Source organism: Variovorax sp. UMC13 (assembly GCF_014170375.1).
Classification (GTDB): Bacteria; Pseudomonadota; Gammaproteobacteria; order Burkholderiales; family Burkholderiaceae_C; genus Variovorax.
Map to the genome: position 1 here is coordinate 42,302 of NZ_LZZW01000020.1, position 26,519 is coordinate 68,820.

General features: G+C 71.0%; 23 protein-coding genes. 21 read left to right on the top strand and 2 right to left on the bottom strand.

Translation table 11 applies throughout. The features are described 5' to 3' along the window. The first annotated feature begins 99 nt into the window (after nt 1–99). The 10 genes from A9977_RS17485 to A9977_RS17530 all read left to right on the top strand — a co-directional run bounded on the left by A9977_RS17485 (nt 100) and on the right by A9977_RS17530 (nt 8,626). Complete coding sequence (locus A9977_RS17485) at nt 100–507, top strand: Rid family hydrolase (protein WP_183026144.1); 408 nt, start codon at nt 100–102, stop codon at nt 505–507. 40 nt (nt 508–547) lie between these two features. Continuing rightward, nucleotides 548–1,327: a tRNA-uridine aminocarboxypropyltransferase gene (locus A9977_RS17490; RefSeq protein WP_183026145.1), complete on the top strand. Its 780-nt coding sequence runs from the start codon at nt 548–550 to the stop codon at nt 1,325–1,327. Between the two features lie 102 nt (nt 1,328–1,429). Then, nucleotides 1,430–2,305 carry a methionine ABC transporter ATP-binding protein gene (locus A9977_RS17495; RefSeq protein WP_183026146.1) on the top strand — a complete coding sequence of 292 codons (876 nt, stop codon included), beginning with the start codon at nt 1,430–1,432 and terminating at the stop codon, nt 2,303–2,305. Then, complete coding sequence (locus tag A9977_RS17500; RefSeq protein ID WP_183026147.1) at nt 2,298–2,960, top strand: methionine ABC transporter permease; 663 nt, start codon at nt 2,298–2,300, stop codon at nt 2,958–2,960. The genes A9977_RS17495 and A9977_RS17500 overlap by 8 nt, the downstream gene beginning before the upstream one ends. Before the next feature lie 143 nt (nt 2,961–3,103). After that, complete coding sequence (locus A9977_RS17505; RefSeq protein ID WP_183026148.1) at nt 3,104–3,928, top strand: MetQ/NlpA family ABC transporter substrate-binding protein; 825 nt, start codon at nt 3,104–3,106, stop codon at nt 3,926–3,928. 12 nt (nt 3,929–3,940) lie between these two features. Continuing rightward, on the top strand, nt 3,941–4,522 hold the full coding sequence (locus A9977_RS17510) for a hypothetical protein (protein ID WP_183026149.1): 582 nt from the start codon (nt 3,941–3,943) through the stop codon (nt 4,520–4,522). Between the two features lie 144 nt (nt 4,523–4,666). Beyond that, nucleotides 4,667–5,578 carry a TauD/TfdA family dioxygenase gene (locus tag A9977_RS17515; protein ID WP_183026150.1) on the top strand — a complete coding sequence of 304 codons (912 nt, stop codon included), beginning with the start codon at nt 4,667–4,669 and terminating at the stop codon, nt 5,576–5,578. Nucleotides 5,579–5,719: 141 nt separating this feature from the next. After that, on the top strand, nt 5,720–6,730 hold the full coding sequence (locus A9977_RS17520; RefSeq protein ID WP_183026151.1) for an ABC transporter substrate-binding protein: 1,011 nt from the start codon (nt 5,720–5,722) through the stop codon (nt 6,728–6,730). Further along, the gene (locus A9977_RS17525) at nt 6,730–7,641 is read left to right on the top strand and encodes an ABC transporter ATP-binding protein (protein WP_405054690.1); all 912 of its coding nucleotides are present in this window, start codon (nt 6,730–6,732) and stop codon (nt 7,639–7,641) included. The genes A9977_RS17520 and A9977_RS17525 overlap by 1 nt, the downstream gene beginning before the upstream one ends. 115 nt (nt 7,642–7,756) lie before the next feature. Further along, nucleotides 7,757–8,626: an ABC transporter permease gene (locus A9977_RS17530; RefSeq protein ID WP_183026152.1), complete on the top strand. Its 870-nt coding sequence runs from the start codon at nt 7,757–7,759 to the stop codon at nt 8,624–8,626. Here the strand turns inward: A9977_RS17530 and A9977_RS17535 are convergent. Both A9977_RS17535 and A9977_RS17540 read right to left on the bottom strand, forming a co-directional pair. After that, nucleotides 8,595–9,590 (bottom strand): CysB family HTH-type transcriptional regulator, encoded by a 996-nt coding sequence (locus A9977_RS17535; protein WP_183026153.1) that lies wholly within the window; start codon nt 9,588–9,590, stop codon nt 8,595–8,597. The genes A9977_RS17530 and A9977_RS17535 overlap by 32 nt on opposite strands. Nucleotides 9,591–9,736: 146 nt before the next feature. Continuing rightward, nucleotides 9,737–9,979 (bottom strand): hypothetical protein, encoded by a 243-nt coding sequence (locus tag A9977_RS17540; protein ID WP_183026154.1) that lies wholly within the window; start codon nt 9,977–9,979, stop codon nt 9,737–9,739. 244 nt (nt 9,980–10,223) lie between these two features. Between A9977_RS17540 and A9977_RS17545 the strand changes: the two genes are divergently transcribed. From A9977_RS17545 to A9977_RS17595, 11 genes are all read left to right on the top strand, one after another. Further along, nucleotides 10,224–11,201, top strand: a complete 978-nt coding sequence (locus A9977_RS17545) for a PA2169 family four-helix-bundle protein (RefSeq protein ID WP_183026155.1) — start codon at nt 10,224–10,226, stop codon at nt 11,199–11,201. 156 nt (nt 11,202–11,357) lie between these two features. After that, the gene (locus A9977_RS17550) at nt 11,358–11,903 is read left to right on the top strand and encodes a (2Fe-2S)-binding protein (RefSeq protein WP_183026156.1); all 546 of its coding nucleotides are present in this window, start codon (nt 11,358–11,360) and stop codon (nt 11,901–11,903) included. Further along, complete coding sequence (locus tag A9977_RS17555; RefSeq protein WP_183026157.1) at nt 11,900–12,934, top strand: xanthine dehydrogenase family protein subunit M; 1,035 nt, start codon at nt 11,900–11,902, stop codon at nt 12,932–12,934. The genes A9977_RS17550 and A9977_RS17555 overlap by 4 nt, the downstream gene beginning before the upstream one ends. Then, the gene (locus A9977_RS17560; protein WP_183026158.1) at nt 12,931–15,225 is read left to right on the top strand and encodes a xanthine dehydrogenase family protein molybdopterin-binding subunit; all 2,295 of its coding nucleotides are present in this window, start codon (nt 12,931–12,933) and stop codon (nt 15,223–15,225) included. Before A9977_RS17555 ends, A9977_RS17560 begins: the two co-directional genes overlap by 4 nt. Further along, on the top strand, nt 15,222–17,882 hold the full coding sequence (locus A9977_RS17565) for an excinuclease ABC subunit UvrA (RefSeq protein WP_183026159.1): 2,661 nt from the start codon (nt 15,222–15,224) through the stop codon (nt 17,880–17,882). Before A9977_RS17560 ends, A9977_RS17565 begins: the two co-directional genes overlap by 4 nt. A gap of 123 nt (nt 17,883–18,005) precedes the next feature. Then, nucleotides 18,006–19,583: a DUF4394 domain-containing protein gene (locus tag A9977_RS17570; protein WP_183026160.1), complete on the top strand. Its 1,578-nt coding sequence runs from the start codon at nt 18,006–18,008 to the stop codon at nt 19,581–19,583. Between the two features lie 55 nt (nt 19,584–19,638). Further along, on the top strand, nt 19,639–21,753 hold the full coding sequence (locus A9977_RS17575; RefSeq protein WP_183026161.1) for a TonB-dependent receptor: 2,115 nt from the start codon (nt 19,639–19,641) through the stop codon (nt 21,751–21,753). Between the two features lie 112 nt (nt 21,754–21,865). Beyond that, the gene (locus tag A9977_RS17580) at nt 21,866–23,077 is read left to right on the top strand and encodes an imelysin family protein (RefSeq protein ID WP_183026162.1); all 1,212 of its coding nucleotides are present in this window, start codon (nt 21,866–21,868) and stop codon (nt 23,075–23,077) included. Nucleotides 23,078–23,115: 38 nt separating this feature from the next. Further along, nucleotides 23,116–24,522 (top strand): di-heme oxidoredictase family protein, encoded by a 1,407-nt coding sequence (locus tag A9977_RS17585; RefSeq protein ID WP_259652021.1) that lies wholly within the window; start codon nt 23,116–23,118, stop codon nt 24,520–24,522. Next, nucleotides 24,522–25,547, top strand: a complete 1,026-nt coding sequence (locus A9977_RS17590; RefSeq protein ID WP_183026164.1) for an imelysin family protein — start codon at nt 24,522–24,524, stop codon at nt 25,545–25,547. The genes A9977_RS17585 and A9977_RS17590 overlap by 1 nt, the downstream gene beginning before the upstream one ends. Next, nucleotides 25,540–26,519, top strand: a 980-nt coding sequence (locus tag A9977_RS17595) for a DUF1513 domain-containing protein (protein WP_310936157.1), incomplete at its 3' end; no start/stop codon positions are given. The genes A9977_RS17590 and A9977_RS17595, both read left to right, overlap by 8 nt.

The window sequence follows — 26,519 nt, forward strand, 5'->3', positions numbered from 1 at the left end:
CTGCAAACAGTGATTGTCGATCTGGCCTGTTTATCCGCGCGGCGGGCGTCCCTAAAGTCCCCTCATCGTCATCTTCGACGCCATCACCCAAGGCCTTCCATGACCACTCGCGACGTCGTTTTCCCGCCCGGGCGCCAGGCGCTCTACGAAAAGAACCGGTACTCACCGGCGATCCGTTCCAACGGCTTCCTGTTCGTCTCGGGCCAGGTCGGCAGCCGCCCCGACGGCTCGCCCGAACCCGAACTCGAGGCACAGGTGCGGCGCGCCTTCGACAACCTGAACGCCGTGCTCGCCGCGGCCGGCTGCAGCTTCGACGACGTGGTTGACGTCACGGTCTTCGTGGTCGACCCCGAGGCGAACTTCGAGACCATCTGGAAGATCGTGCCCGAGTACTGGGGTGAGGCGCCGCACCCGACACTGACCGGCGTGGGCGTGACCTGGCTCTACGGCTTCCAGTTCGAGATCAAGGTGATCGCGAAGCTGCCGGACGCTGTGCAGCCGGCCTGAGCCGGCGCGGCCGGTTCCTCCGGGGACGGACAATCCCCGGATGCCCCACGCCGTCTCCCTGCTGCGCGCCACTCGTCTCGCGGGCAGCACCAAACCCTTTCTGTCCCGTGGCGGCTTCAAGCGCGAGCGCTGCGCCGGCTGCCGCCTGCTGCCCAGCCATTGCCTCTGCGCGCTGCGCCCGTCGATGGACACGCGCGCCGGCGTGTGCCTGCTGATGTCGTACATCGAGCCGCTCAAGCCCACCAACACCGGCTGGCTGATCGCCGACGTGGTGGCCGACACCTTCGCCTTCGGCTGGGCGCGCACCGAGGTCGATCCCGCATTGCTGACACTGCTGGCCGATCCGCGGTGGCAGCCTTATGTGGTGTTCCCGGGCCAGTACGCGGAACCGGAGCGGGTGGTGCACCAGGTGGACCCCGCGCTGGCCGCGGCCGGCAAGCGCCCGCTGTTCATCCTGCTCGACGGCACCTGGTCCGAGGCGCGCAAGATGTTCAGCCGCAGCCCGTACCTGAATGCGCTGCCGGTGCTGAGCCTGCAGCCCGACCAGGCCACGCAGTACCGGCTGCGCCGCTCCGGCCGCGACGACCACCTCTGCACCAGCGAGGTGGCCGCGCTGTGCATGGACCTGATCGGCGAACACGCGCTGGCGCAGACCCTGGACGCCTACCTGGCGCTGTTCACCGAGCGCTACCTGCTGGCGAAGAACCAGCAGCCCGTGGTGGAGGACAGCCCCGCGCACCAGCGCCTGCAGGCGCTTCGTGCAGAGGGTGAAACGCACATTCCAGCCGTGCCCGGTGCGCCTTATACGGAATCCGAATAAGCAGATCGCGATTCAGTCGTTCCATCCGGTGTGGTTCATTTGCCATACTCGCGTCCTTTTCCTCTGTCCGATGGCCGCGTGGCCCCCGGCGATTCCGTCGCGATGACCCTTTCTTCGACCGATGCGGCACAGGCGCCGCCCCTGAAACCTCCGGTGATCCGTCTCCAGGGCGTGCAGAAATCCTTCGCCCTGCCGAGCGGCGAGGTGTTCGACGCCGTGCGCGCGCTCACGCTCGACATTCCCGAGGGCGAGATCTTCGGCCTGATCGGCAAGAGCGGCGCCGGCAAGTCCACCTTGCTGCGGCTCATCAACCTGCTCGAGCGGCCCGATGCCGGCCAGGTGCTGGTGGGCGGACGCGACCTCACGACGCTCTCGCGCCGTGAACTGCGCGACACGCGCCAGAACCTCGGCATGATCTTCCAGCAGTTCAACCTGCTGCAGAACGCGAGCGTGTTCGACAACGTCGCCTTCCCGCTCAAGATCCATGGCCGCCATTCGCGCGCCGAGATCGACGCCCGGGTGCGCGAATGCCTCGCGCTGGTCGGCCTGTCCGAGAAGATCGACACCTACCCCGCACAACTCTCCGGCGGCCAGAAGCAGCGCGTGGCCATCGCCCGCGCGCTGGCGCCGCGCCCGCAGGTGCTGCTGTGCGACGAACCCACCTCGGCGCTCGACAGCGAGACCACGCGCTCGCTGCTCGAGACGCTGCGCGACATCAACGCCAAGATCGGCGTGACCATCGTGATCGTGACGCACGAGCTGTCGGTGGTCGAGGTGCTGTGCCGCCGTGTCGCCATCCTCGAGAAGGGCCAGCTGATCGAGCATTTCGCGGTCGACGAGGCGCCGCAGGCCGAGCGCCTGACCGCGCTGGGCCGCGAGATCGATGCCCTGGTGCGCCGCCGCGAACGCGATGCGCGCGAAGCCGCCAACACCCCCCTGTCGGCTGCCGCCGCGCCCCGAGGACTCGCCCATGCCTGAGAACATTGCCGCCATCCTGCCCGAGCTCTGGCTCGCCGCGGGCCAGACCTTCCTGATGCTGGGCATCGGCCTCACGGCCGCGGTGCTGATCGGCGGGCCGCTGGGCATCCTGCTGTTCCTGCTGGGCCCGGGCCAGTCGCTGGACAACAAGCCGGCCTTCCTGATCCTGAACTGGATCGTGAACACCGTGCGCTCCTTCCCCTTCATCATCCTGTTGGTCGCGCTGGTGCCCTTCACGCGGATCATCGCGGGCACCTCCATCGGCCCGCTGGCGGCCGCGGTGCCGCTGTCGGTGGCGGCCATTCCGTACTTCGCGCGCCTGGTCGACCAGTGCCTGCGCGAGGTGCCGCGCGGCGTGATCGAAGCCGCCCATGCGATGGGCGCCTCGGAACTGCAGATCGTCTGGCGCGTGCTGGTGGTCGAGGCCCGCTCGGGCCTGGTGCTGGCGCTCACCGTGCTGTCGGTCAGCTTCCTCTCCTACTCGGCGATCGCCGGCGTGGTGGGCGGCGGCGGCATCGGCGACCTGGCGATCCGCTACGGCTACTACCGCTTCCAGACCGACGTGATGGTCTTCACCGTGGTGCTGCTGGTGGTGCTGGTGCAGATCCTGCAATTCGTGGGCAACACAGCCGCCCGCCGCCTCGACAAACGCTAGGACTTGGCCCACCCCCGAAGCGGCGCACTGCGTGTCGCCGCCTCCCCCTCAAGGGGGCGCACTCGGCGGCCTGGCGAAGCCAGTTCCGCGCGTGCCCTGGCTCAAGTACCGCTTTCTTTTTTGTTCCCTGATCTCTCTCCGACATGAAAACCTCTGCCCTGCGCCGTTCCTTCCTCGCCCTGTCCATCGCGGCCCTCGCCTTCGGCGGCTTCACGCTCGACGCCCAGGCCCAAGCCGCCAAGAAGAACCTGGTGATCGGCGGCACCGCCGGCTCGAACATCGACCAGCTGAAGCTGGGCATCGTGCCGATCCTCGAGAAGAAGGGCTACACGGTGAAGCTGGTCGAATTCAACGACTACGTGCAACCCAACCTGGCGCTGGCCCAGGGCTCGCTCGACGCCAACTTCTTCCAGCACCTGGTCTACCTGAAGAAGTTCGCGGCCGACCAGAAGCTCGACATCGTCGAACTGGTGCAGGGCCCGATCGCGCCGCTGGGCGTGTATTCCAAGAACCGCAAGAGCCTGACTGAAGCCAAGGACGGTGACCGCGTCACGCTGCCGAACGACCCGAGCAACCTGGCGCGCGCGCTGGTGCTGCTGGAGCAGAACAAGCTGGTCACGCTCAAGACCGGCATCGATCCGCTGCGCGCTTCGGAGAAGGACATCGACCAGAACCCGCGCAAGCTCAAGTTCATCCCGCTCGAAGCCGCGCAGCTGCCGCGTTCGATCGGCGACACCGAGTACGCGATCATCAACGGCAACTTCGCGATCTCGTCGGGCCTGAAGCTCACCGAGGCCGTGGCGCTCGAGAAGACCCCCGACCACTACCTGAACGTGGTGGCCGTCAAGCGTGCAGACAAGGACACGGCCTGGGCCAAGGACATCGCCGAGGCCTACCGCTCGAAGGAATACAAGGCCGTGGTCGACAGCAAGTTCCAGGGCTACGCCAAGCCCAGCTTCCTGCAGTAAGCCGAGAACACCATGGCCGCGCTGGTCTGCTTCGACGCCGAGGGCCGCTGGCAGGACACGCTGGTGTGCGACCACCTGATCGGTCGCGCGCTGGCGCAGGCCGGCGTGGCCTGGGGCCGCTGGCCGGTGCGCGAGGTCGACGGCAGCGATGCCGCCGCCGTGCGCGCGGCCTATGGTGAGGAGATCGCGGCGCTGCCGGGCCACTTCGAGGTGCGCAGCGCCGACCGCGTGCGCGTGGCGCCCGGGCAGCCGGGCTGGCCCGCGCTGCGCGCGCAGTTCCTCACCGAACACACGCACGCCGACGCGGAAATCCGCTTCTTCCTCGAAGGCGCGGGCCTGTTCTATGTGCGCAGCGGCGAGGGCTACGCGGGCCTGCTGTGCGAGGCCGGCGACTGGGTCGCGCTGCCGGCCGGCACCACCCATGCCTTCGATGCCGGCGCCGAGCCGGACTTTGATGCGCTGCGGCTGTTCGCCGACCCGCAGGGCTGGGTCGCGCAGCCCACGGGCCACGTGCTGCCCGCGGCGCTGCCGCTGTTCGACGACTTCGTCGAGCGGCTGCTCGAGATGACCGGACACGAAGCCGAAGTCGACTGACGCCGGGCGCCGACGGCGCCTAAAGACGTTTCACGCATAAGCAAGCAACGATTCAGTCGTTCCTTGTGGGGTCGTGCTTCCCTAGAGTCGTGCTCTTCGCCGCGGGGCCCTGGGCCTGCGGCACTTCACAGAAGAGTGGCTCGCATGACCGTCATCACCCCCACCGATATTGAGAACGCCGCGGCGCAGGCTGTCGCCGCACCGCAGGACTTCGAGGTCCGCCCCTTCGACGCGCCCGTGGGCGCCGAGGTCGTCGGCCTCGACATCTCCAAACCCATCAACGCCGCCGACTTCGCGCGGCTGCATCGCGCGCACCTCGACCACCACGTGGTGGTGTTCCGCGACCAGCGCGTGTCGCCCGAGGACCATGTGGCCTTCAGCCGCCGCTTCGGGCCGCTGCAGATCCATGTGCTGCACCAGTTCCAGCTCCAGGGCCATCCCGAGGTGCTGATCGTCTCCAACATCAAGGAAAACGGCGAGCCCATCGGCCTGGGCGATGCCGGCGTCTACTGGCACTCGGACCTGTCGTACAAGGAAACGCCCAGCCTGGGCTCGCTGCTGCATGCGCAGGAGCTGCCCAGCGAGGGCGGCGACACGCTGTTCGCCGACCAGCACCTGGCCTGGGAAACGCTGCCGCCCGCGCTGCAGCAGCGCATCCTGCCGCTCAAGGCCGAGCACAGCTACCTCGCGAAGTACGAGGAGCTGCGCGCCAAGAACCCGTGGCGGCCCAAGCTCTCGCAGCAGCAGGTCGACCAGGTCGCGCCGGCCGTGCACCCGATCGTGCGCACCCATCCCGAGACCGGCCGCAAGGCGTTGTTCGTGAGCGAACATTTCACGACCCGCATCGTCGGCCTGCCGCAGGACGAGAGCGATGCGCTGCTGGCCGAACTGTTCGCGCACAGCGTGCAACCGGCCTTCGTCTATAGGCACGAGTGGAAGCCGCACGACCTGGTGTTCTGGGACAACCGCTCGCTGATGCACCTGGCGGCGGGCACGCCGGACCATCTGCGGCGCAAGCTGTTTCGCACGACGATCGAAGGCGATCGGGTTTTTTGATCACCCCCGAAGCGCCTGCGGCGCTTCCCCCTCAAGGGGGCGACACCGGTGGCCCGGCGAAGCCGGTTCCACGGTGTCCCACGTGAAGACATCGCCCCTCTCCGCCTCCTTCTTCTTTCTTTCTCTTCTCAAGGCCTCGTCATGAACCGCATCCTCCGCAAGACCGCCACGACCATCGCCGGCCTGGGCCTCGTCCTCTCCAGCCTCGCGGCGCATGCCGAAGGGCAGATCCGCATCGCCGAGCAGTTCGGCATCGTCTATCTGCTGCTCAACGTGGCGCAGGACCAGAAGCTGATCGAGAAGCACGCCAAGGCCGCGGGCATCGATGCCAAGGTCGAATGGGTCAAGCTCTCGGGTGGCTCGGCGGTCAATGATGCGCTGCTGTCGGGCAACATCGAGATCGCGGGCGCGGGCGTGGGGCCGCTGCTGACCATCTGGGACCGCACCAAGGGCCGGCAGAACGTCAAGGGCGTGGCCTCGCTGGGCAACTTCCCCTACTACCTGGTGACCAACAACCCCAACGTGAAGACGATCGCCGACTTCACCGACAAGGACCGCATCGCGGTGCCGGCCGTGGGTGTGTCGGTGCAGTCGCGCGTGCTGCAACTGGCCTCGGCCAAGTTGTGGGGCGACAAGGAGTTCGCCAAGCTCGACAAGATCAGCGTGGCGGTACCGCATCCCGACGCGGCCGCGGCCATCATCAAGGGCGGCACCGAGATCAGCGGTCACTTCGGCAACCCGCCCTTCCAGGAGCAGGAACTCGCCGGCAATCCGCAGGCGCGCATCGTGCTCAATTCCTACCAGGTGCTGGGCGGCCCGGCCTCGGCCACGGTGCTCTACGCGACCGAGAAATTCCGCGCCGAGAGCCCCAAGACCTACCAGGCCTTCGTCGAAGCCCTGAACGAAGCGGCGCAGTTCGTCACCGCCAACCCCGAGAAGGCGGCCGACATCTACATCAAGGTCAGCAACGCCAAGATCGACCGCGAGCTGCTGCTCAAGATCATCAAGAACCCCGAAGTGCAGTTCAAGACCACGCCGCAGAACACCTACGCGCTGGCCGAGTTCATGCACCGCGTGGGCGCGATCAAGAACAAGCCGGCCTCGGTGAAGGACTACTTCTTCGACGACGCGCAGAACGCGGCGGGGAACTGATGCGGACGGCCGAGGGCGTGGACGCCTTGCCACTCTGGGGTAAGGCCGGGGTGGCCGAGGGCGCTCGCACGGCCATGGCGCATGAAGCGGATCGACGGCCGTCGGCCCCCACCCCGTCCCTCCCCCAGGGGGGGAGGGAGACAGACACGGCGGCGCTGCTTGAGGTCGACCAGGTCAGCCTCGAATACCGCACGCCCGAGCGCGTGGTGCGCGCCACGCACCGTGTGAGCTTCGACGTGCATGCGGCCGATCGCTTCGTGCTGCTGGGCCCTTCCGGCTGCGGCAAGTCGACGCTGCTCAAGGCGGTGGCCGGCTTCATCGCGCCGGTCGAAGGCGAGATCCGGCTCGAGGGCCGGCGCGTGCAGGCACCGGGCCCGGACCGCATCGTGGTGTTCCAGGAGTTCGACCAGCTGCCGCCGTGGAAGACGGTGAAGCAGAACGTGATGTTTCCGCTGCTGGCCTCGAAGACGCTGGGCCGCAAGGAAGCGGCCGAGCGCGCGCTGCACTACCTGGCCAAGGTCGGCCTCGAAAAGTTCGCCGACGTGCATCCGCACCAGCTCTCGGGCGGCATGAAGCAGCGCGTGGCCATCGCGCGCGCGCTGGCCATGCAGCCGCGCGTGCTGCTGATGGACGAGCCCTTCGCCGCGCTCGATGCGCTCACGCGCCGCAAGATGCAGGAAGAGCTGCTCGAACTCTGGGACGAGGTGCGCTTCACGCTGCTGTTCGTCACCCATTCGATCGAGGAGGCGTTGGTGGTGGGCAACCGCATCGCGCTGCTGTCGCCGCACCCGGGCCGCATGCGCGCCGAGATCAACAGCCATGCCTTCGGCCAGCACAGCCTGGGCGGCGCCGAGTTCCAGGCCACGGCCACGCGCATCCACGACATGCTGTTCGAGGAAGAACACGCATGACGGCGGTCTTTCTCCCTCCCCCGCTGGGGGAGGGCGGGGGTGGGGGCCTGCAGCCTGTCCACCGCCGCTTGCCCCCATCCCAGCCTTCCCCCGGAGGGGGAAGGAGCCATACCCCATGAGCACTCTCACACCGCCCATCCGCCCCGAATACGAACGCACGCTGCAGCCCTTCACCGAGCTGCCGGTCGAGCGTGCCCTGCCTTTCTCGACGCGCCTCTGGGCGCAGGGATGGCTGCGCAAGGGCCTGATCCTGGTCGCGATCGCGCTGCTCTGGGAACTCGCCGCGCGCTGGCAGGACAACGACCTGCTGCTGCCCACCTTCAGCGCCACCGCGCGCGCGCTGGTGGAGGGCCTGGCCAGCGGCGAGCTGGTCGAGAAGGTGCGTATCTCGCTGGCCGTGCTGCTGCAGGGCTACGTGGCGGGCGTGCTGCTGGCCTTCGGGCTCACCACGCTCGCGGTGTCGACGCAGATCGGCCGCGACCTGCTGGACACGCTGACCTCGATGTTCAACCCGCTGCCCGCGATCGCACTGCTGCCGCTGGCGCTGCTGTGGTTCGGCCTCGGCCGCGGCAGCCTGGTCTTCGTGCTGATCCATTCGGTGATGTGGCCGCTGGCGCTCAACACCTATGCGGGCTTCCAGGGCGTGCCCGAGACGCTGCGCATGGCCGGGCGCAACTACGGCCTCACGGGACTGCGCTACGTGCTGCAGATCCTGGTGCCGGCCGCGCTGCCGGCGATCCTGTCGGGGCTGAAGATCGGCTGGGCCTTTGCCTGGCGCACGCTGATCGCGGCCGAGCTGGTGTTCGGCGCGTCCTCGGGCAAGGGCGGCCTGGGCTGGTACATCTTCCAGAACCGCAACGAGCTCTACACCGACCGCGTGTTCGCCGGCCTGGCGATGGTGGTGCTGATCGGCCTGCTGGTGGAAAGCCTGGGCTTCGCCACCCTGGAGCGGCTCACTGTGCGACGCTGGGGTCAGCAGCGCTAGCGCTCAGCGCGAAGCCCCCGGGCCGGCGCGCGGCGGGCGCCACCGCATCGGCGCCCAGCGCCGCGTCCACCACCTCGCGCGTCAGCGTGGGGGCGAAGGCCTCGATGAAGGCGTAGACGTAGCCGCGCAGGTAGTTGCCACGGCGCACCGCCAGCTTGGTGAGGTTGATGCCGAACAGGTGGCCGGCGTCGATGGCCCGCAGCTGCGTGTCGCGCTCGGCCTCGTAGGCGATGCCCGCGACGATGCCCACGCCCATGCCCAGCTGCACATAGGTCTTGATCACGTCGGCGTCCATCGCGGTCAGCACGATCGAGGGGTCCACGCCGCTGTCGGTGAAGGCATCGTCGATGCGCGTGCGGCCGGTGAAGCCGGTGTCGTAGGTGATCAGCGGGTGCTGCGCGAGCCGCTCCAGCGTGAGTGGTTCGTCGAGCAGCGGATGGCCGGGCGGCACCACCACCGAGTGAGTCCAGCGGTAGCAGGGCAGGGCCACGAGCTGCGGGTAGTCGCCCAGCGCTTCGGTCGCCACGCCCACATCGGCTTCGCCTTCGAGCAGCATCTGCGCGATCTGCTTGGGCGAGCCCTGGTGCAGGTGCAGCTTGACCTGCGGGAACAGCGCGCGGAATTCCTGCACCGCCACCGGCATCGCATAGCGGGCCTGCGAGTGGGTCGCGGCCACCGAGAGCATGCCGTCCTGGCGCGCGGCGAACTCCTGGCCGGCCTGGCGCAGGTTGCTGCTCTCCAGCAGCACGCGTTCGATGATCGGCAGCACATGGCCGCCGGGCTCGGTCAGCCCGGTGAGCCGCTTGCCCGCGCGCACGAACAGTTCGATGCCGAGTTCATCCTCGAGCTCGCGGATCTGCCGGCTCACGCCGGGCTGGGAGGTATGGAGCGTGTGCGCGGCTTCGGTCAGGTTGAAGCCGCAACGAACGGCCTCGCGCACCGAGCGCAGCTGTTGGAAATTCATGGCAGGAAACTTCGCGGCATAAGGCGCCGTGGATGGCGCAGGCCGCGATTTTCCGGCGCATGCCGCCAACAAGGAACGACCGTTTCGTTGGTTCCAAATGAGCCAATCGTCTATGAGCGCAGCGAAGGACCTGCTGCGCGACGCGCTCAGCGACGCGCGCCCGAGACGGCACGCACCAGCCGCTCGAGCCCGCCGCGGCCGGTGGCGGCGCGGCCGACCAGTGCGCTGCCCAGCGTGCCGGCCACGGTGCGGCCGATGAAGCAGCGGCCGCGGCTCGCGGCCAGCAGCAGCAACAGGCCGGCACCGAGCACCACCCAGTGCTCGCCGGGCAGGTCGTCACGGCGGTCGTCCGCGACGCGGGCCTTGTGGATGAAGTTCTTGGCGTCCAAGGGGCGCTCCTTTTGTCGGTGGAAGAAGAACTGCGTTGATAAAGCGGGCGGCGATCGCGCCGTGTAGGCCAGGCCCCTCGATGCGCGGCGCATCGCATCGCAGGCCGCGCAGGCCAAGCCCTACACACAGGGTGGGGCAGGGCCGACCCGATGGGCACGGCACGCCGCCGACAGTGGGTTTTCGCAATGCCCGCGGCGCTCGACGCCCAGGCCCTCCAACCTTCACCATCCAAAGGAGCCCCTCATGGCCAACGACAGAGACCTCACGCCACCGACCGACCTCCACCGCGATCCGATCACCGGCACGCCGGGCGCTCATCCCGTGGGCACTGGCCTGGGCACCACCGGCGGGGCACTTGCGGGTGCCGCGGCCGGTGCATTGGCAGGCCCGGTGGGCGCCGTGGTCGGCCTGGTGGCCGGCGGCGTGGCCGGTGGCCTGGGCGGCAAGGCCGTCGCGGAAGCTGTCAACCCGAGTGCCGAAGACGCGCACTGGCGCGACGCCTACAACCGCGAGGCCTACTACGAGGCCGGCCGCCCGTACGACGACTACCGGCCGGCCTATGAACTGGGCTGGTCGAGCCGGGCCGCGCGCAACGAATCCTTCGACACGCTCGAGCCCGCCTTCGCAACCGAATGGGACCGGCTGCGCGGCAGCTCCAGCCTCGACTGGGAACGCGCCCGCCCCGCCACGCGCGCGGCCTGGGACCGCGTCGATCGCGACTATTTCAGCGCGGGCGAGAACCGCGCGGTCTCGACCACCGGCGACGGCCTGGCCGACGACGAGGTGGTGGACGTGCTCAACGACCTGCTGGAGAACTCGCGCGATGGCGAATACGGCTTCCTCGCCTGCGCCGAGGAAGTGGAAAGCGCGCACCTGCAGCAGCTGTTCGGCGAGCGCGTGGCGAGTTGCCGGGTCGCGGCCAACGAACTGATGCACCTCGTGACGCAATACGGCGGCATCCCGGCCGAAGGCGGCACGGCCAGCGGCGCCATGCACCGTGGCTGGGTGCATGTGAAGGGCGCGGTCGGCGCCAACAGCGAGAAGTCCATCCTCGAGGAATGCGAGCGCGGCGAGGATGCGGCCCTCGCGCGCTACCGCAAGGCGCTCAAGCAGACGCTGCCGGCCGCGGTGCGCACCGTGATCGAGCGCCAGGCAGAGGGCGCGCAGCGCAACCACGACCAGATCCGCGACCTGCGCGACGCGGCCCGCGCTGCCGCCTGAACCGCCGCGGGCGGACACGCGCAGACAGACAGCCGCCTTCGGGCGGCTTTTTTTCGGGCCCGGGGCATGGCACGCTCCGATACCGCCCTTGTCTTACACGCCGGCGCCGGCCGCTGACCCATCTTGAAGCCCCTCACGATCGCCACTGGAACCGCCATGGACACCTCCGAATCCCCCGCGCGCACGGTGCCGCGCCACGCGCTCTCGCTGAGCGTCAACGGCCAGCCGCACACGCTGGAGGTCGAAACCTGGGTCACGCTGCTCGACCTGCTGCGCGATCGGCTCGCGCTCACGGGCACCAAGAAGGGCTGCGACCACGGCCAGTGCGGGGCCTGCACCGTGCTGGTCGATGGCCGCCGCATCAACGCCTGCCTCACGCTGGCCGTGATGCAGCAGGGCCGCGAAGTCACCACGGTCGAAGGCCTGGCCGACGGCGATGCCCTGCATCCGCTGCAGCAGGCCTTCATCGCGCACGATGCCTTCCAGTGCGGCTACTGCACGCCCGGCCAGCTGTGTTCGGCCGTGGGCCTGATCAACGAAGGCCATGCCCGCACGGCCGACGAGGTGCGCGAACTCATGAGCGGCAACGTGTGCCGCTGCGGCGCCTATCCGCAGATCGTGCAGGCCGTCGGCGAGGTGATGGGCCTGGCGGCGCCAGCGGATGCGCAGCGCCGCATCGTGATCGGGACGGTGCCCGCATGACGCCCGTTGCCTATGAGCGGGCCGGCGACGTCCAGGCCGCGCTCGCTGCGCTCTCGGCCGCGGACGACGGTGCCCGCTGCATCGCCGGCGGCACCAACCTGATCGACCTGATGAAGGAGAACATCGCGCGGCCCGAGCGCCTGGTCGACATCAACGGCCTGCCCTTCGACCGCATCGAGACCACCGAAGACGGCGGCCTGCGCCTCGGGGCGCTGGCGCGCAACGCCGACACCGCCTACCACCCGCTGGTGCGCGAACACTGTCCGCTGCTGGGCGCGGCGATCCTGGCCGGCGCCTCGCCGCAGATCCGCAACATGGCGAGCAACGGCGGCAACCTGCTGCAGCGCACGCGCTGCCATTACTTCTACGACGTGGGCGTGCCCTGCAACAAGCGCGAGCCGGGCTCGGGCTGCCCGGCCATCGGCGGCCTCACGCGGCAGCACGCGATCCTGGGCGCCAGCGACCATTGCATCGCCACGCACCCGTCGGACATGTGCGTGGCGCTGGCCGCGCTGGACGCCACCGTGCAGGTGCGCTCGCAGCGCGGGGAGCGCAGCATCGCCTTCGCCGATTTCCACCGGCTGCCCGGAGACCGGCCGTCGCAGGACACCACGCTCGCGCCGGACGAACTCATCACCCACATCGTGGTGCCGCCCGCGGCCGCCTTCCGCGCGCATTCGGCCTACCTCAAGCTGCGCGACCGGGCGTCGTATGCCTTCGCGCTGGTGTCGGTGGCCGCCGCGCTCGACCTGTCCGAGGACGGCACGGTGCGCGCGGTGCGCGTGGCACTCGGCGGGGTGGCGCACAAGCCCTGGCGCCTGCCCGAGGCCGAGTCACTGCTGGTCGGTGCGCGGCCCACGGCCGAACACTTCGCGCTGGTCGCCGACGCGCTGCTGCGCAGCGCGCAGGGGCAGGGCGACAACGACTTCAAGATTCCGCTGGCCCGCCGCGCCATCGTGCGCGCGCTCGAGACCGCCGCGGCCGGCACCGTCGACAACCAGGGCCGCGTGCCCGAAGGAGCGCTCCAGTGACCGATCTCATCGAAGCGCTCGCCGTGCCCCGCGCCGACGCCGGCACCGGCCATGTGCGGGTGGGCGACCCGGTCTCCCGCATCGACGGCCGTGCCAAGGTCACGGGCCAGGCGCGCTATGCGGCCGAGGTGCAGGTCGACGACCCGGCGTCTCCCTTGGTGTATGGCGTGGTGGTCAACAGCACCATCGCGCGTGGCCGCATCACCGGCTTCGCGCTCGACGCTTCCCTGGCCGTGCCCGGCGTGCTGGACATCCTCACACACGCCAACAAGCCCAAGACGCGCAGCGCCGGCCTGTTCTACAAGGACATGACCGCCCCCGGCGGCACGCCCTTCAAGCCGCTGCACGATGCGCAGATCGCCTACAGCGGCCAGCCGGTCGCGCTGGTGGTGGCCGAGAGCTTCGAGGCGGCGCGCCATGCGGCTTCGCTGGTGCGGGTCGAGTACGCGGTGGAGCCGCACGACACGCGCCTTCTGGCCAACCTGCACCGCGGCCGCAAACCCAGCCGGCTCAAGGCCGGCTACTCGCCGCCGCCCGCGGAGAAGGGCGACGCGCGCGCGGCCTTCAACGCGGCGCCGGTCAAGATCGAGGCCGAGTACCACAGCGGCGTCGAGCACCACAACCCGATGGAGCTGTTCGCCTCGACCGTGATCCGCGGTGCCGACGGCCACCTCACGATCTACGACAAGACGCAGAGCTCGCAGAACAGCCGCTGGTATGTGTCGCGCGTGTTCGGCCTGTCGAAGGACCGGGTCACGGTGCGCAACCCCTATGTCGGCGGCGCCTTCGGTTCCGGCCTGCGGCCGCAGTACCAGCTGCCGCTCGCGGTGATGGCGGCGCTGAAGCTCGAGCGCTCGGTGCGCGTGGTGCTCACGCGCCAGCAGATGTTCAGCTTCGGCCACCGGCCCGAGACGCAGCAGCGCATCGGGCTCGCGGCCGAGCGCGACGGCACGCTGCGCGCGATCCGGCACCATGCGGTGGCCGAGACCTCGCGCTTCGAGGACTATGTGGAGGTGGTGGTGAACTGGTCGGGCCAGCTCTACCGCTGCGACAACATCCGGCTCGGCTACCAGGTGGTGTCGCTCGACCAGTACAGCCCGATGGACATGCGCGCGCCCGGCGCCGCGCACGGTGTGCATGCGCTCGAGGTCGCGATGGACGAGCTGTCCTATGCGCTGGACATGGACCCGCTCGCGCTGCGCCTGAAGAACTACGCCGAGCGCAACCCGATGGACGACCTGCCCTACTCGACCAAGGAGCTGCGCGCCTGCTACCTGCAGGGCGCCGAGCGCTTCGGCTGGGCCGCGCGCCCGCTGGCGCCACGTTCGATGAAGCAGGGCAGCGAATGGGTCGGCTGGGGCATGGCCACCGGCACCTGGGACGCGATGCAGATGTTCGCCCGTGCCAGCGCGGTGCTGCATGCCGACGGCCGGCTGGTGGTGAGCAGCGCCGCCACCGACATCGGCACCGGCACCTACACCGTGATGGCGCAGATCGCGGCCGCGGCCATGGGCCTGCCGCTGGAGCAGGTCAGTTTCCAGCTGGGCGATTCGACCCTGCCGGTGGCGCCGATCGAAGGCGGCTCCTCGCACGTCACCACCGTCGGCTCGGCGGTCGAGGGCGTGTGCGAGAAGCTGCAGCGCCGGTTGTTCGGGATGGCGCGCGCCATGCCCGGCACCGCGCTGCGCAAGGTCGCCTTCGAGGAGATGGAATTCGTCGACGGCACCCTGCGCCGCGCGGTCGATCCCTCGGGCGCGATCCGGCTGGTCGACGTGCTGGCCCATGCCCGCGCGGCGCGCATCGAGGAGAAGTACCTGATGCTGCCGCACGTGTTCAAGCAGAGGAAGTACTTGCGCGCCACCCATTCGGCGGTGTTCTGCGAGGTGCGGGTGGACGAGCTGCTGGGCACGGTGCGCGTGACGCGCGTGGTCAGCGCGGTCGCGGCCGGCCGCATCATCAACGCCAAGACCGCGCGCAGCCAGGTCAGCGGCGCGGTGGTCTGGGGCATCAGCCAGGCGCTGCATGAGGAGACCCTGACCGACCACCGCCTGGGCCGCTTCATGAACCACAACCTGAGCGAATACCACGTGGCGGTGAACGCCGACATCCACGACATCGACGTGATCTTCGTGCAGGAGGACGACCGCATCGTGAGCCGGCTGGGCGCCAAGGGCGTGGGCGAGATCGGCATCGTGGGCGTCGCGGCCGCGGTGTGCAACGCGATCTTCCACGCCACCGGCCGGCGCGTGCGCAGCACGCCGATGACGCCCGACAAGGTGATGGCGCCGTGAGCGCGCCCGGGGATCGCCGGCCCGATGCCTTCGTTCGGGTGCGCGGCGCGCGCGAGCACAACCTGAAGAACGTCGACGTCGACATCCCGCGCGATGCGCTGGTGGTGTTCAGCGGCGTGTCGGGCTCGGGCAAGTCCTCGCTGGCCTTCGGCACGCTCTATGCCGAGGCGCAGCGGCGCTACTTCGAATCGGTGGCGCCCTATGCGCGGCGGCTGATCGACCAGGTCGGCGTGCCCGACGTCGACGCCATCGACGGGCTGCCGCCGGCCGTGGCGCTGCAGCAGCAGCGCGGCACGCCCAGCACGCGCTCGTCGGTGGGCAGCGTGACCACGCTGTCCAGCCTCCTGCGCATGCTGTACTCGCGCGCCGGCCACTACCCCGCGAAGCAGCCAATGCTGTTCGCCGAGGACTTCTCGCCCAACACCGCGCAGGGCGCCTGCCCGACCTGCCACGGCCTGGGCCATGTCTACGAGGTGACCGAGCGCAGCATGGTGCCCGACGACACGCTCACGATCCGAGAGCGCGCCATCGCAGCTTGGCCGCCGGCCTGGGGCGGGCAGAACCAGCGCGACATCCTGGTCACGCTGGGCTACGACATCGACACGCCCTGGCGCGAGCTGCCGCGCAAGGACCGCGACTGGATCCTGTTCACCGACGAGCAGCCCACGGTGCCGGTCTACGCCGGCTTCACGCCCGCCGAGACCCGCGCCGCGCTGCGGCGCAAGACCGAGCCCAGCTACCAGGGCACCTTCATGGGCGTGCGCAAGTACGTGCTGCACACCTTCGCGACCACGCAGAGCGCGCTGATGAAGAAGCGCGTGGCGCGCTTCATGGCCGGCAGCGTTTGCCCGGCTTGCGAGGGCAAGCGGCTCAAGCGCGAGGCGCTGGGCGTGACCTTCGCCGGGCTCGACATCGGCGCGCTGGCGCGGCTGCCGCTCGACCGCCTGGCCGAGGTGCTGGCGCCGGCCGCGGCCGGCACGCTGCGCGCCGAGGGCGAGGAGGCCAAGGTCCGCAGCCGCGCCGCCTCGCGCCAGGACACGGCACGCCGCGTGGCCGCCGGCGGCGCGACCCATGCGGCCTCGCCCGACGTGCGGCGCACGCCCGAGCTGTCGGAAGAGAAACGCATCGCCGCCCAGCGCATCGCGCAGGCGGTGCTGGACCGCGTCCAGACGCTGCGCGGGCTGGGCCTGGGCTACCTGTCGCTGGAGCGCAGCACGCCCACGCTGTCGCCCGGCGAGCTGCAGCGGCTGCGGCTGGCCACGCAGATCCGCTCCAACCTGTTCGGCGTGGTCTATGTGCTCGACGAGCCGTCGGCCGGCCTGCACCCGGCCGATGCCGAGGCGCTGCTGTCGGCGCTGGGCGATCTGCGGCGCGCGGGCAACTCGCTGTTCGTGGTCGAGCACGACCTCGAGGTGATGCGACGCGCCGACTGGCTCGTCGACGTCGGGCCCGATGCCGGCGAGCAGGGCGGGCAGGTGCTCTACAGCGGGCCGCCCGCGGGCCTGCGCGAGGTGGCCGCGTCGCACACCGCGCGCTATCTGTTCGGCGATGGCCATGCCGTCGCACGGCGGCCCGCGCGCGCGCCGAGCGGCTGGCTGCGGCTCGAGGGCGTGGCGCGCAACAACCTGGCGGGCATCGACGCCGCCTTTCCGCTGGGCGTGCTCACGGCCGTGACCGGCGTCTCGGGCTCGGGCAAGTCCAGCCTGGTGAGCCAGGCGCTGATCGAGCTGCTGTCGGCACATCTGGGCCACGAGCCACCGGCGGCCGACGAGGCGGCGGCGGGCGATGGCATGCCCGCGCCCGCCGCCGCCGTGGCCGCGGGCCGGCTGGCCGGCGACGCGGACCGCATCCGCCGGCTGGTGCAGGTCGACCAGAAGCCGATCGGCCGCACGCCGCGCTCCAACCTCGCAACCTACACCGGCTTGTTCGATGCGGTGCGCCAGCTCTTCGCCGCCACGCCGGCCGCGCGCAAGCGCCGATACGACGCGGGCCGCTTCTCCTTCAACGTGGCCAAGGGTCGCTGCGCCACCTGCGAGGGCGAGGGCTTCGTCAGCGTCGAGCTGCTGTTCATGCCCAGCGTTTACGCGCCGTGCCCGACCTGCCACGGCGCGCGCTACAACGAGGCCACGCTGCAGGTGCGCTGGAACGACCGCCACATCGCCGAGGTGCTGGGCATGACGGTGGACCAGGCCTGCGCCTTCTTCGCCGACGAGGCCGCGGTGCTGCGCCCGCTCGAGCTGCTGCGCCGCATCGGCCTGGGCTACCTGCGGCTGGGCCAGCCCGCGACCGAGCTGTCGGGCGGCGAGGCGCAGCGCATCAAGCTCGCGACCGAGCTGCAGCGTGCGCAGCGTGGTGACACGCTCTACGTGCTCGACGAGCCCACCACCGGCCTGCACCCGGCCGACGTCGACAAGCTGATGGCGCAGCTCGAAGGCCTGGCCGATGCGGGCAACACGGTGGTGGTGGCCGAGCACGAGATGCGCGTGGTGGCCGGCGCCGACTGGGTGATCGACCTGGGCCCGGGCGCGGGCGGCGAGGGCGGGCGCATCGTGGCCTGCGGGCCGCCGGCCGAGGTGGCGCGCAGCCCGGGCAGCCGCACCGCGCCGTACCTGGCGCGCGCGCTGGGGGCCGCACCAGGCGCAACCAAAGGTAAGTGAGGACGAAGTCGCGTGCGGGGTGCATCCAAAGCGCCGTCTCGCGGGTAGTACCGGCATGCCGCGCCGCCGACGCCGAAGAAAAACAGGGTGCGGGGCATGCCCTTCCACTACCAGGACCTCCCCATGCACCGCTTTTCCTTTCTTCCCTTCTCCCTCATCACCGCTGCCGCGCTGACCGCTTGCGGTGGCGGCAGCCACGACGGCGGCGGCACCGGCAGCACCGGGCCGCTGGGCGACACCGTGGCGGTCACCGCCTCGGGCCGCGTCATCTCCTTCAACCGCACCACCCCCGGCACCCTCGCCACCAGCCTGCCCGTGTCGGGCCTGGTGGCGGGCGAGACGCTGGTGGGCATCGACGTGCGGCCGGCCGACCGCGCGATCTATGCGGTCAGCAGCCAGGGCCGCATCTTCACGCTCGACGCCGCCAGCGGCGCGCTGACGCTGAAGTCCACGCTGAGCACGCCGCTGGCCGGCACCCAGTTCGGCGTCGACTTCAACCCCGTGGCCGATCGGCTGCGCCTGGTCAGCAACACCGGCCAGAACCTGCGCGTGGACGTGAGCACCGGCGTGGCCGTGGTCGACGGCGCGATCAACGGCGCGGCCGCGAGCATCACCGCCTCGGCCTACACCAACGCCTTCGCCGGCACCACGAGCACGCAGCTCTACAACCTCGACGCGGCCGGCACGCTCTACCTGCAGGACCCGCCCAACAACGGCACGCTGGCCAACCCGGTGCCCCTGAACGTGGTCTTCAGCGCGAGCAACGGCTTCGACATCGATGCGCGCAACAACGTGGGCTATGCGGCGCTCACGGTCGGCGGCGCCACGCAGCTCTACACCGTGCCCCTGAGCGGCACGGCCGGTGCGCAGCGCATCGGCACCATCGGCGCGGGCGACGCGCTGGTCGGGCTGACGCTGGTGCCGCCCGCCGCGCCCAAGGTCTATGTGCTGCACGAGGCCGCGCGGCTCGCGAGCTTCGCGCTGACGGCGCCCAACACGCTGTCGAGCGCCGTCACCATCGGCGGCCTCGCAGCCAACGAGACGGTGGTGGGCGTGGACTTCCGCCCCGCCAACGGCCGGCTCTATGCGCTGACCAGCGCGGCCCGGGTGCTGACCGTCGACCCCGACACCGGCGCCGCGACCGTGGCGACCGTGCTCGCGGCCGACCCGGCCGACACCACGCTGCCCTATGCCGGCCTGGCCGGCACGCGCTTCACCGTCGACTTCAACCCGGTGGCCGATCGCCTGCGCGTGATCAGCGACACCGGCCAGAGCCTGCGCATCAACGTCGACACCGGCCTCACCACCACCGATGGCGCGATCAACCGCGCCACGCCGGCCGTGGTCGTGGCCGGCGCCTACACCCACAGCTTTGCCGGCAGCACCGCGACCGACCTGTTCGACCTCGAGGGCAACGAGAACGTGCTGGCGCGCCAGAGCCCGCCCAACGACGGCACGCTGGTCAACGTCGGCGCGGTGGGGGTCCCGCTCAACGGGCAGGCCGCCTTCGACATCGCGGGCGGTGCCAACGGGCTGGCGCTGGCCGCGCTGCGCGGCACGAACGCCGGCCCCTTCACGCTCTACACGCTGTCGCTCACGACCGGCGCGGCCACGCCCTTCGGCGCGGCGAACGGCGCGGCCTTCGCGCAGATCGGCGGCGCGGGCGGGCCGGTGGTGCGCGACATCGCGATCCGCTACTGAGCGGCACGGCCTCCTCGCCGACACCCGCTTTGCGGCGGGTCGTCAGAATCGGGGCATGAGAAGAACCACTGTCGCGGCCGCATCGGCCTTCTTCGCGGCCACGCTGCACGCGCAAACCCCGGTCGACGACGTGCCCGCGCTGCGGGCCGTCACCGTCTCGACCCCGCGCGGCGCGGCCACGCCCTTCGACATGCCGGCCTCGGTCGACCTGGTCGACCGGCAGCAGCTGCGTGAAAGCAAGCTGCAGGTCAACCTGTCGGAGAGCCTGGGCGGCGTGCCCGGCCTGCAGGTGCAGAACCGGCAGAACTACGCGCAGGACCTGCAGATCTCCATCCGCGGCTTCGGCGCGCGTTCCACCTTCGGCCTGCGCGGCGTGCGGCTCTACATCGACGGCATCCCGGCCACGCTGCCCGACGGCCAGGGCCAGAGCTCGAACATCGACATCGGCTCGGCTGACCGCGTCGAGGTGCTGCGCGGGCCCTTCTCGGCGCTCTACGGCAACTCCTCGGGCGGCGTGATCCAGGTCTTCACCGAGGACGGCGAAGGCGCACCGCGGCTGGGCTTCTCGGTGGCCGGCGGCAGCTTCGGCAGCACGCGTCTGGGCGCCAAGGCCTCGGGCGCCAGCGGCGGCATCGACTATGTGCTGAGCGCGAGCCGCTTCCGCACCGACGGCTACCGCGAGCACAGCGCGGCCACGCGCGACATCGCCAACGGCAAGCTGGGCGTGCAGCTCGACGACGACAGCCGGCTCACGCTGGTGGCCAACAGCGTGCGCATCGACGCCCAGGACCCGCTGGGCCTGACGCGCGCGCAGCTCGACGCCGACCCGCGCGCCGCGCCGCTGGCCACCCAGTACGACACGCGCAAGACCGTCGACCAGACGCAGGTCGGCCTGCTCTACGAACGCCGGCTCAACGCCGACCAGGACCTGCGGCTGATGCTCTACGGCGGCGACCGCCGCACCACGCAGTTCCAGTCGATCCCGCCCTCGGCCCAGGCCAGCCCGCTGAGCGCGGGCGCGGTGATCGACCTGCAGCGCCGCTATGCGGGCTTCGATGCGCGCTGGACGCTGCGCACCGCGCTCGCGGGCCGACCCTTCGAACTCTCGACCGGCCTGGCCTACGACACCTTGCGCGAGCAGCGCCGCGGCTACGAGAACTTCCGGGGCAGCGGTGCCGCGCAGCAGCTGGGCGTGCAGGGCGGCCTGCGGCGCGACGAGCGCAACGAGGTCGGCAACGTCGACCCGTACGTGCAGACGCGCTGGGACTTCGCCGAGCGCTGGACGCTCGAGGCCGGGCTGCGCCACAGCAGCGTGCGCTTCGATTCGGACGACCGCTACATCCGCGGTGCCAACGGCGACGACAGCGGCGCCGCGCGCTACCGCCAGGCGCTGCCCGCGGCCGCGTTGCGCTACGCGGCCACGCGCGACCTGAACCTCTACGTCTCGGCCGGTCGTGGCTTCGAGACGCCGACGCTCAACGAGCTGTCGTATCGGCCGGGCAATGTCGGCGGCCTGAACTTCGCGCTGCAGCCGGCCGTCAACCGCAGCCTCGAGCTCGGCGCCAAGGCGCGCGTGGCCGACGGCCTGCTGACCGGCGCGGTGTTCCAGACCCGCACCGACGACGAGATCGTGACCGGCACCAACATCGGCGGCCGCGCCACCTTCCAGAACGCGGGCCGCACGCGGCGCGAAGGGCTCGAGCTCGGCTGGCTGCACGAGACGCGCTCGCACTGGCGCACGCAGTTGGCCTTCACCTGGCTCGATGCGCGCTACAGCGACGGCTTCTGCTCGCCCGCGCCCTGCGCGGCCGGCAATGCGGTGGCGGCGGGCAACCGCATCCCGGGCATCGCGAAGCAGTCCTTCTTCGCCTCCTTCGGCTATGCGCCCAGCGAAGGCTGGCGCGCCGGCGCCGAACTGCGCGCGCTGAGCCGCATCCAGGCCAACGACGCCAACACCGCCAGCGCCGCGGGCTATGCGCTGCTCGCGCTGCAGACCGGCTACCTGAAGCGCTGGGGCCGCTGGGAGCTCGAGGCCTTCGCGCGCGTCGACAACGTGGCCGACCGGCGCACCGTCGGTTCGGTGATCGTCAACGAGGGCAATGCGCGCTACTACGAGAGCGCGCCGGGCCGCAACTGGACCGTGGGCGCGGCGGCTTCGTACCGTTTCTGAGGGGGCGGCAGGCGGGCGGGGATACCCTGCGCCCTTCTGTGGAGTTGAAGCGGATTGAGAGTTATTCCCATCAGAATGGCCGCCCTGTCCACTTCGAACGAGCTCCTGCCGCATGAAAACCTCGGGTCTGGCCTCCGCCTTCGTCGCCGCCATCGCTGTTCCGGCCGCCCTGGCCTTCGCCATGCCCGCGTGGGCGCAGCAACCCGCCGCTGCGGTGCGCAGCAGCCCGGCCACGCCGGTGACGCCGCAGTCGGTGGCCGCGCACTACGCGGTGCTGGTGCATGCCAACTACGAGGATGCGCTGGGCGGCGCGCTGGCGCTGCAGAAGGCCATCGTGGCCTTCACCGCGGCCCCGTCCGAAGCCGGCCTGGCGGCCGCGCGCAAGGCCTGGCTGCAGGCCCGCGAGGCCTATGGCCAGACCGAGGCCTTCCGCTTCTACGGCGGCCCGATCGACGATGACAACGGCCCCGAAGGACGCATCAACGCCTGGCCGATGGACGAGTCCTATGTGGACTACGTGGTCGACGCGCCCACCGCCGGCATCGTCAACGACCGCAAGGTCGCGATCACCAAGAAGTCGCTGGCCAGCCTCAACGAGCGCGACGGCGAGGAGAACGTGGCGACCGGCTGGCACGCGATCGAGTTCCTGCTCTGGGGCCAGGACCTGAGCGAGACCGGCCCGGGCGAGCGTTCCTTCGAGGACTTCGTCGACGGCAAGCGGCCCAACGCCGACCGCCGCCGCCAGTACCTGACGGTCGTGACCTCGCTGCTGATCGACGACCTGCGCACGCTGGTCAAGGCCTGGGCGCCGCAGCAGAAGAACTACGGCGCGAGCTTCGCGCGCGGCGGCAACGAGTCGCTGCGCAAGATGCTGGTCGGCCTGGGCTCGCTGTCGCGCGGCGAGCTTGCGGGCGAGCGGCTCGAGGTCGCGCTGGCCAGCCAGGACCAGGAGGACGAGCACTCCTGCTTCTCCGACAACACGCACCGCGATGCGGTGACCAATGCGATGGGCATCCAGAACGTCTGGCTCGGCCGCTACGTGCGCACCGACGGCCGCGTGGTCGAAGGGCCGTCGCTGCATGCGCTGGTGGCGGCGCGCAACCCACAGCTGGCGGCGCGCACCGGCGCGCAGATCGCGGCCTCGGTGGCTGCCACCGAAGGCATCCAGGCCCCCTTCGACCGCGAGATCGTCGGCGGCAAGGACGCCCCCGGCCGGCTGCGCGTGCAGAAGGCCATCGACAGCCTGACGCAGCAGAGCAAGGACCTGGTCGAGGCGGCGGGCGCGATCGGCATCACCCGGCTCACGCTGGTCAACCCCGAGTAGGCGGCGCGATGCGCCGTCGTGTGCGAACCTGGGCCGGGATGGGTGCGCTCGGCTTCGTGGCCCTGGCCGGGCCCGAAGTCGTCGCGCGTCCCGGCGAAGCGGAGGAGAAGACGGGCGGCGACACGACCGTGTTCGCCACCGGCCGCAACGCCTTCTCCTTCCCCGCCGCCAACCTCGACGATCCCGAGCGCACGCGCTTCGTGATCGGCAACTCCTTCTTCAAGCGCAACTGGGTGCAGGCACCGGCCTCGACCAAGGCGCGCGACGGGCTCGGCCCGCACTTCATCGCGCGCTCCTGCGCGGCCTGCCACATGCAGGACGGGCGCGGCGCGCCGCCGGATTTCAGGAAGGGCCTGTCGGAGCCGCCGGTGGCGCTGCTGATGCGCCTGTCGGTGCCCGGCACCGACCGCGTGGGCGGGCCGCTGCCCGAACCGGTGTACGGCGACCAGTTCCAGAATTTCGCGATCCGCGGCGTGAAGTCCGAAGGGCAGATCGCGCTGCGCTACGAGAATGTGGCCGGCCGCTTCGCCGACGACACGCGCTACACCTTGCAGCGCCCGGTCTATTCGTTCTCGAAACTGAACTACGGCCCGATGGCGAAGGACGCGATGTTCAGCCCGCGCATCGCGCCGCAGGTGATCGGCGTCGGCCTGCTCGAGGCCATTCCCGAGGCCGAGATCCTGCGCAACGCGCAGGAGCAGGCGGAGGCCGACGGCCCGATCCGCGGCGTCGCCAACCGCGTCTACGACGTGCCCTCGCAGCAGATGCTGGTCGGCCGCTTCGGCTGGAAGGCCAACGTGGCCACGCTGGCGCACCAGACGGCGGCCGCCTTCTCGGGCGACATCGGGATCACCTCGCGCCCGTTCCCCGAGCCCACCTGCACGCCGCGCCAGACCGACTGCGCCGCCGCGCCCAGCGGGGCCGACGGCCGCGGCCACGAGATCGACGACCGGACGCTGGCCGACGTGGTCTTCTACCAGGCCACGCTGGCGCCGCCCGCGCGGCGCAACGTGAACGACGCGCAGGTGCACGTGGGCCAGGCGCTGTTCGCGCAGGCGCAGTGCGCCACCTGCCACCGCCCGACCTACACCACGGCCCGCGAGCTGTTCCCGCCGCTCACGCCGCGCGTGACCAGCAAGGCGCTGTTCAACCAGACCATCCACCCCTACACCGACCTGCTGCTGCACGACATGGGCGACGGCCTGGCCGACGGGCGGCCCGACTTCCTCGCCAACGGCCGCCAGTGGCGCACGCCGCCGCTGTGGGGCATCGGCCTGATCCCCGACGTCAACGGCCACCAGCGGCTGCTGCACGACGGCCGGGCGCGCGGCGTGATGGAAGCCATCCTCTGGCACGACGGCGAAGCGCGCGAGAGCCGCGACGCGGTGCTGCAATTCAATCCGGCCGAGCGCGAAGCGCTGGTCAAGTTCGTGGAGTCGCTGTGATGCTGCAGGCCAACCGTTTTTCTCCGCTGCCGGCCGCGCTGGTGCTGCTGCTCGCCGGTGCCGCGCAGGCCCAGCCCGCGGCCGTCGCGCCCGCGGAAGCGCCGCAGTTCCTGGCCTCGGCCTACCGCGACGGCTTCCAGCCGCGCGCCACCGCCTTCGCGGCCGAGAGCGCGGCGCTCCACAAGTCCATCGACACGCTCTGCGAGGCCCCGGCCGCCGATGCCGATGCCGCGCTCGCGGCCGCGCGCACGCAATGGCAGGCCACCACCACCGCCTGGGACCGGCTGGCCGGCGTGGCGGTCGGACCGCTGGTCAAGCGCCGCGCGCTGACCGCGCTCGACTTCAACTCGACCCGTCCGCCGCTGATCGAACGCGCCATCGGCAGCGCGCCGGTGGGCGCCGAAGCGATGGAGCGCGTGGGCACGCCGGCCAAGGGCATTCCCGCGCTCGAATGGCTGCTGTGGACCCGGAAGCCCGCGCCGCAGTCGCCGGCCTGCCGCTACACCCAGCAGGTGGCGGTCGAACTGGCGCGCGAAGGCGCGACGCTGTCGGCCGGCTTCGCCGAACTGGCGGCGACCGATTGGGCGGCCGATCCGGCGCGCACCTACCTCGCCTGGCAGGAACTGTTCAACCAGTGGCTGGGCGGCTTCGAACGCCTGCGCTGGACGCAGATCGACAAGCCGCTCAAGACCGTCGAGACCTCGAGCGCCGGCAAGGCGCCGGTGTTCGCGCGCGCCGCCAGCGGCCATGCGGCGCAGAGCTGGGCCGCGCAGTGGGAGGCGCTGCGTGCGCTCGCGGGCCCGGTGGCGCAATCGCTGGCGGCCGGCGGCAGGAAGCCCTTGGCCGATCGGCTGACGCAGTCGGTGGCCGAGGCCGATGCCGCGATGCAGCGCGCCACGCCGGCCGACCTGCCGGCATTGCCCGCCGCCACGCGCGCGCTGGCCGGCGTGAAGAAGCTGATCGAGGCCGAGGTGGCGCCGGCGCTGGAGGTGGTGGTGGGCTTTTCGGACGGCGACGGTGACTGAGGCGCGCCTGCCGCTGGACCGCCGGCGCTGGCTCGCCTGGATGGCGGCCTCCGCGCTGGTGCCGCTGGGGCCATCGGCGAGGGCCGAGGCGGCATCGGCTTCACGCTTCGTCGCGGCCTGGGAGGCCGAGGCCGGCCACCGCGTCGGCGTGCTGGCGCGGACGCCGCAGGGCCTGGCCGCGCAGTCCGCGCTCGAGGTGCCCACGCGCGCCCACGGCCTGTGGGTGGAGCGTGGCGGCACGCTGCTCGCCGCGGCACGCCGGCCGGGCGACTGGCTGGTGCGCTGGCGCCCCGACGGCCAGGCGCTGGCCTGGTGCTGGATCGAAGCCGGCCGCGCCTTCAACGGCCATGTGGTCGCGAGCGCCGATGGGCGGACGCTCTACACCGCCGAGACCGATCTCGAGACCGCCGAGGGGCTGATCGGCGTGCGCGATGCGGCATCGCTGGAGAAGACCGACGAGTGGCCGACCCACGGCATGGACCCGCACGAACTGCTGGCCGACACCGATGGCAGCCTGGTGGTCGCGAATGGCGGCATCCCGACATTGCCCGAGACCGGGCGGGTGAAGGTGCACCTGGACCGCATGGACGCGTCGCTGGTGCGGCTCGACGGCAGCGACGGCACGCTGCGTGGTCAGTGGCGCCTGGCCGACAGGCGCCTGAGCCTGCGCCACATGGCCTGGGGCGCGCGCGGGCAGCTGGGCATCGCGCTGCAGGCCGAGCACGACCGGGCCGAAGACAAGGCCGCGGCGCCGCTGCTGGCGCTGTTCGACGGCCGCGCGCTGCGCACCGTCGAGGCCGGCCATGCGCTCGCGGGCTATGGCGGCGCGATCGCCTTCGGTGGCGATCGCTTCGCGGTGAGCTGCCCGCGGGCGAACGGCGTGGCGATGTGGCGTGCGGATGGGCGCTGGGACGGCTTCACGCCGCTGAGCGAAGCCTGTGCGCTCGCGCCGGCGCAGGGCGGGGTCTGGGC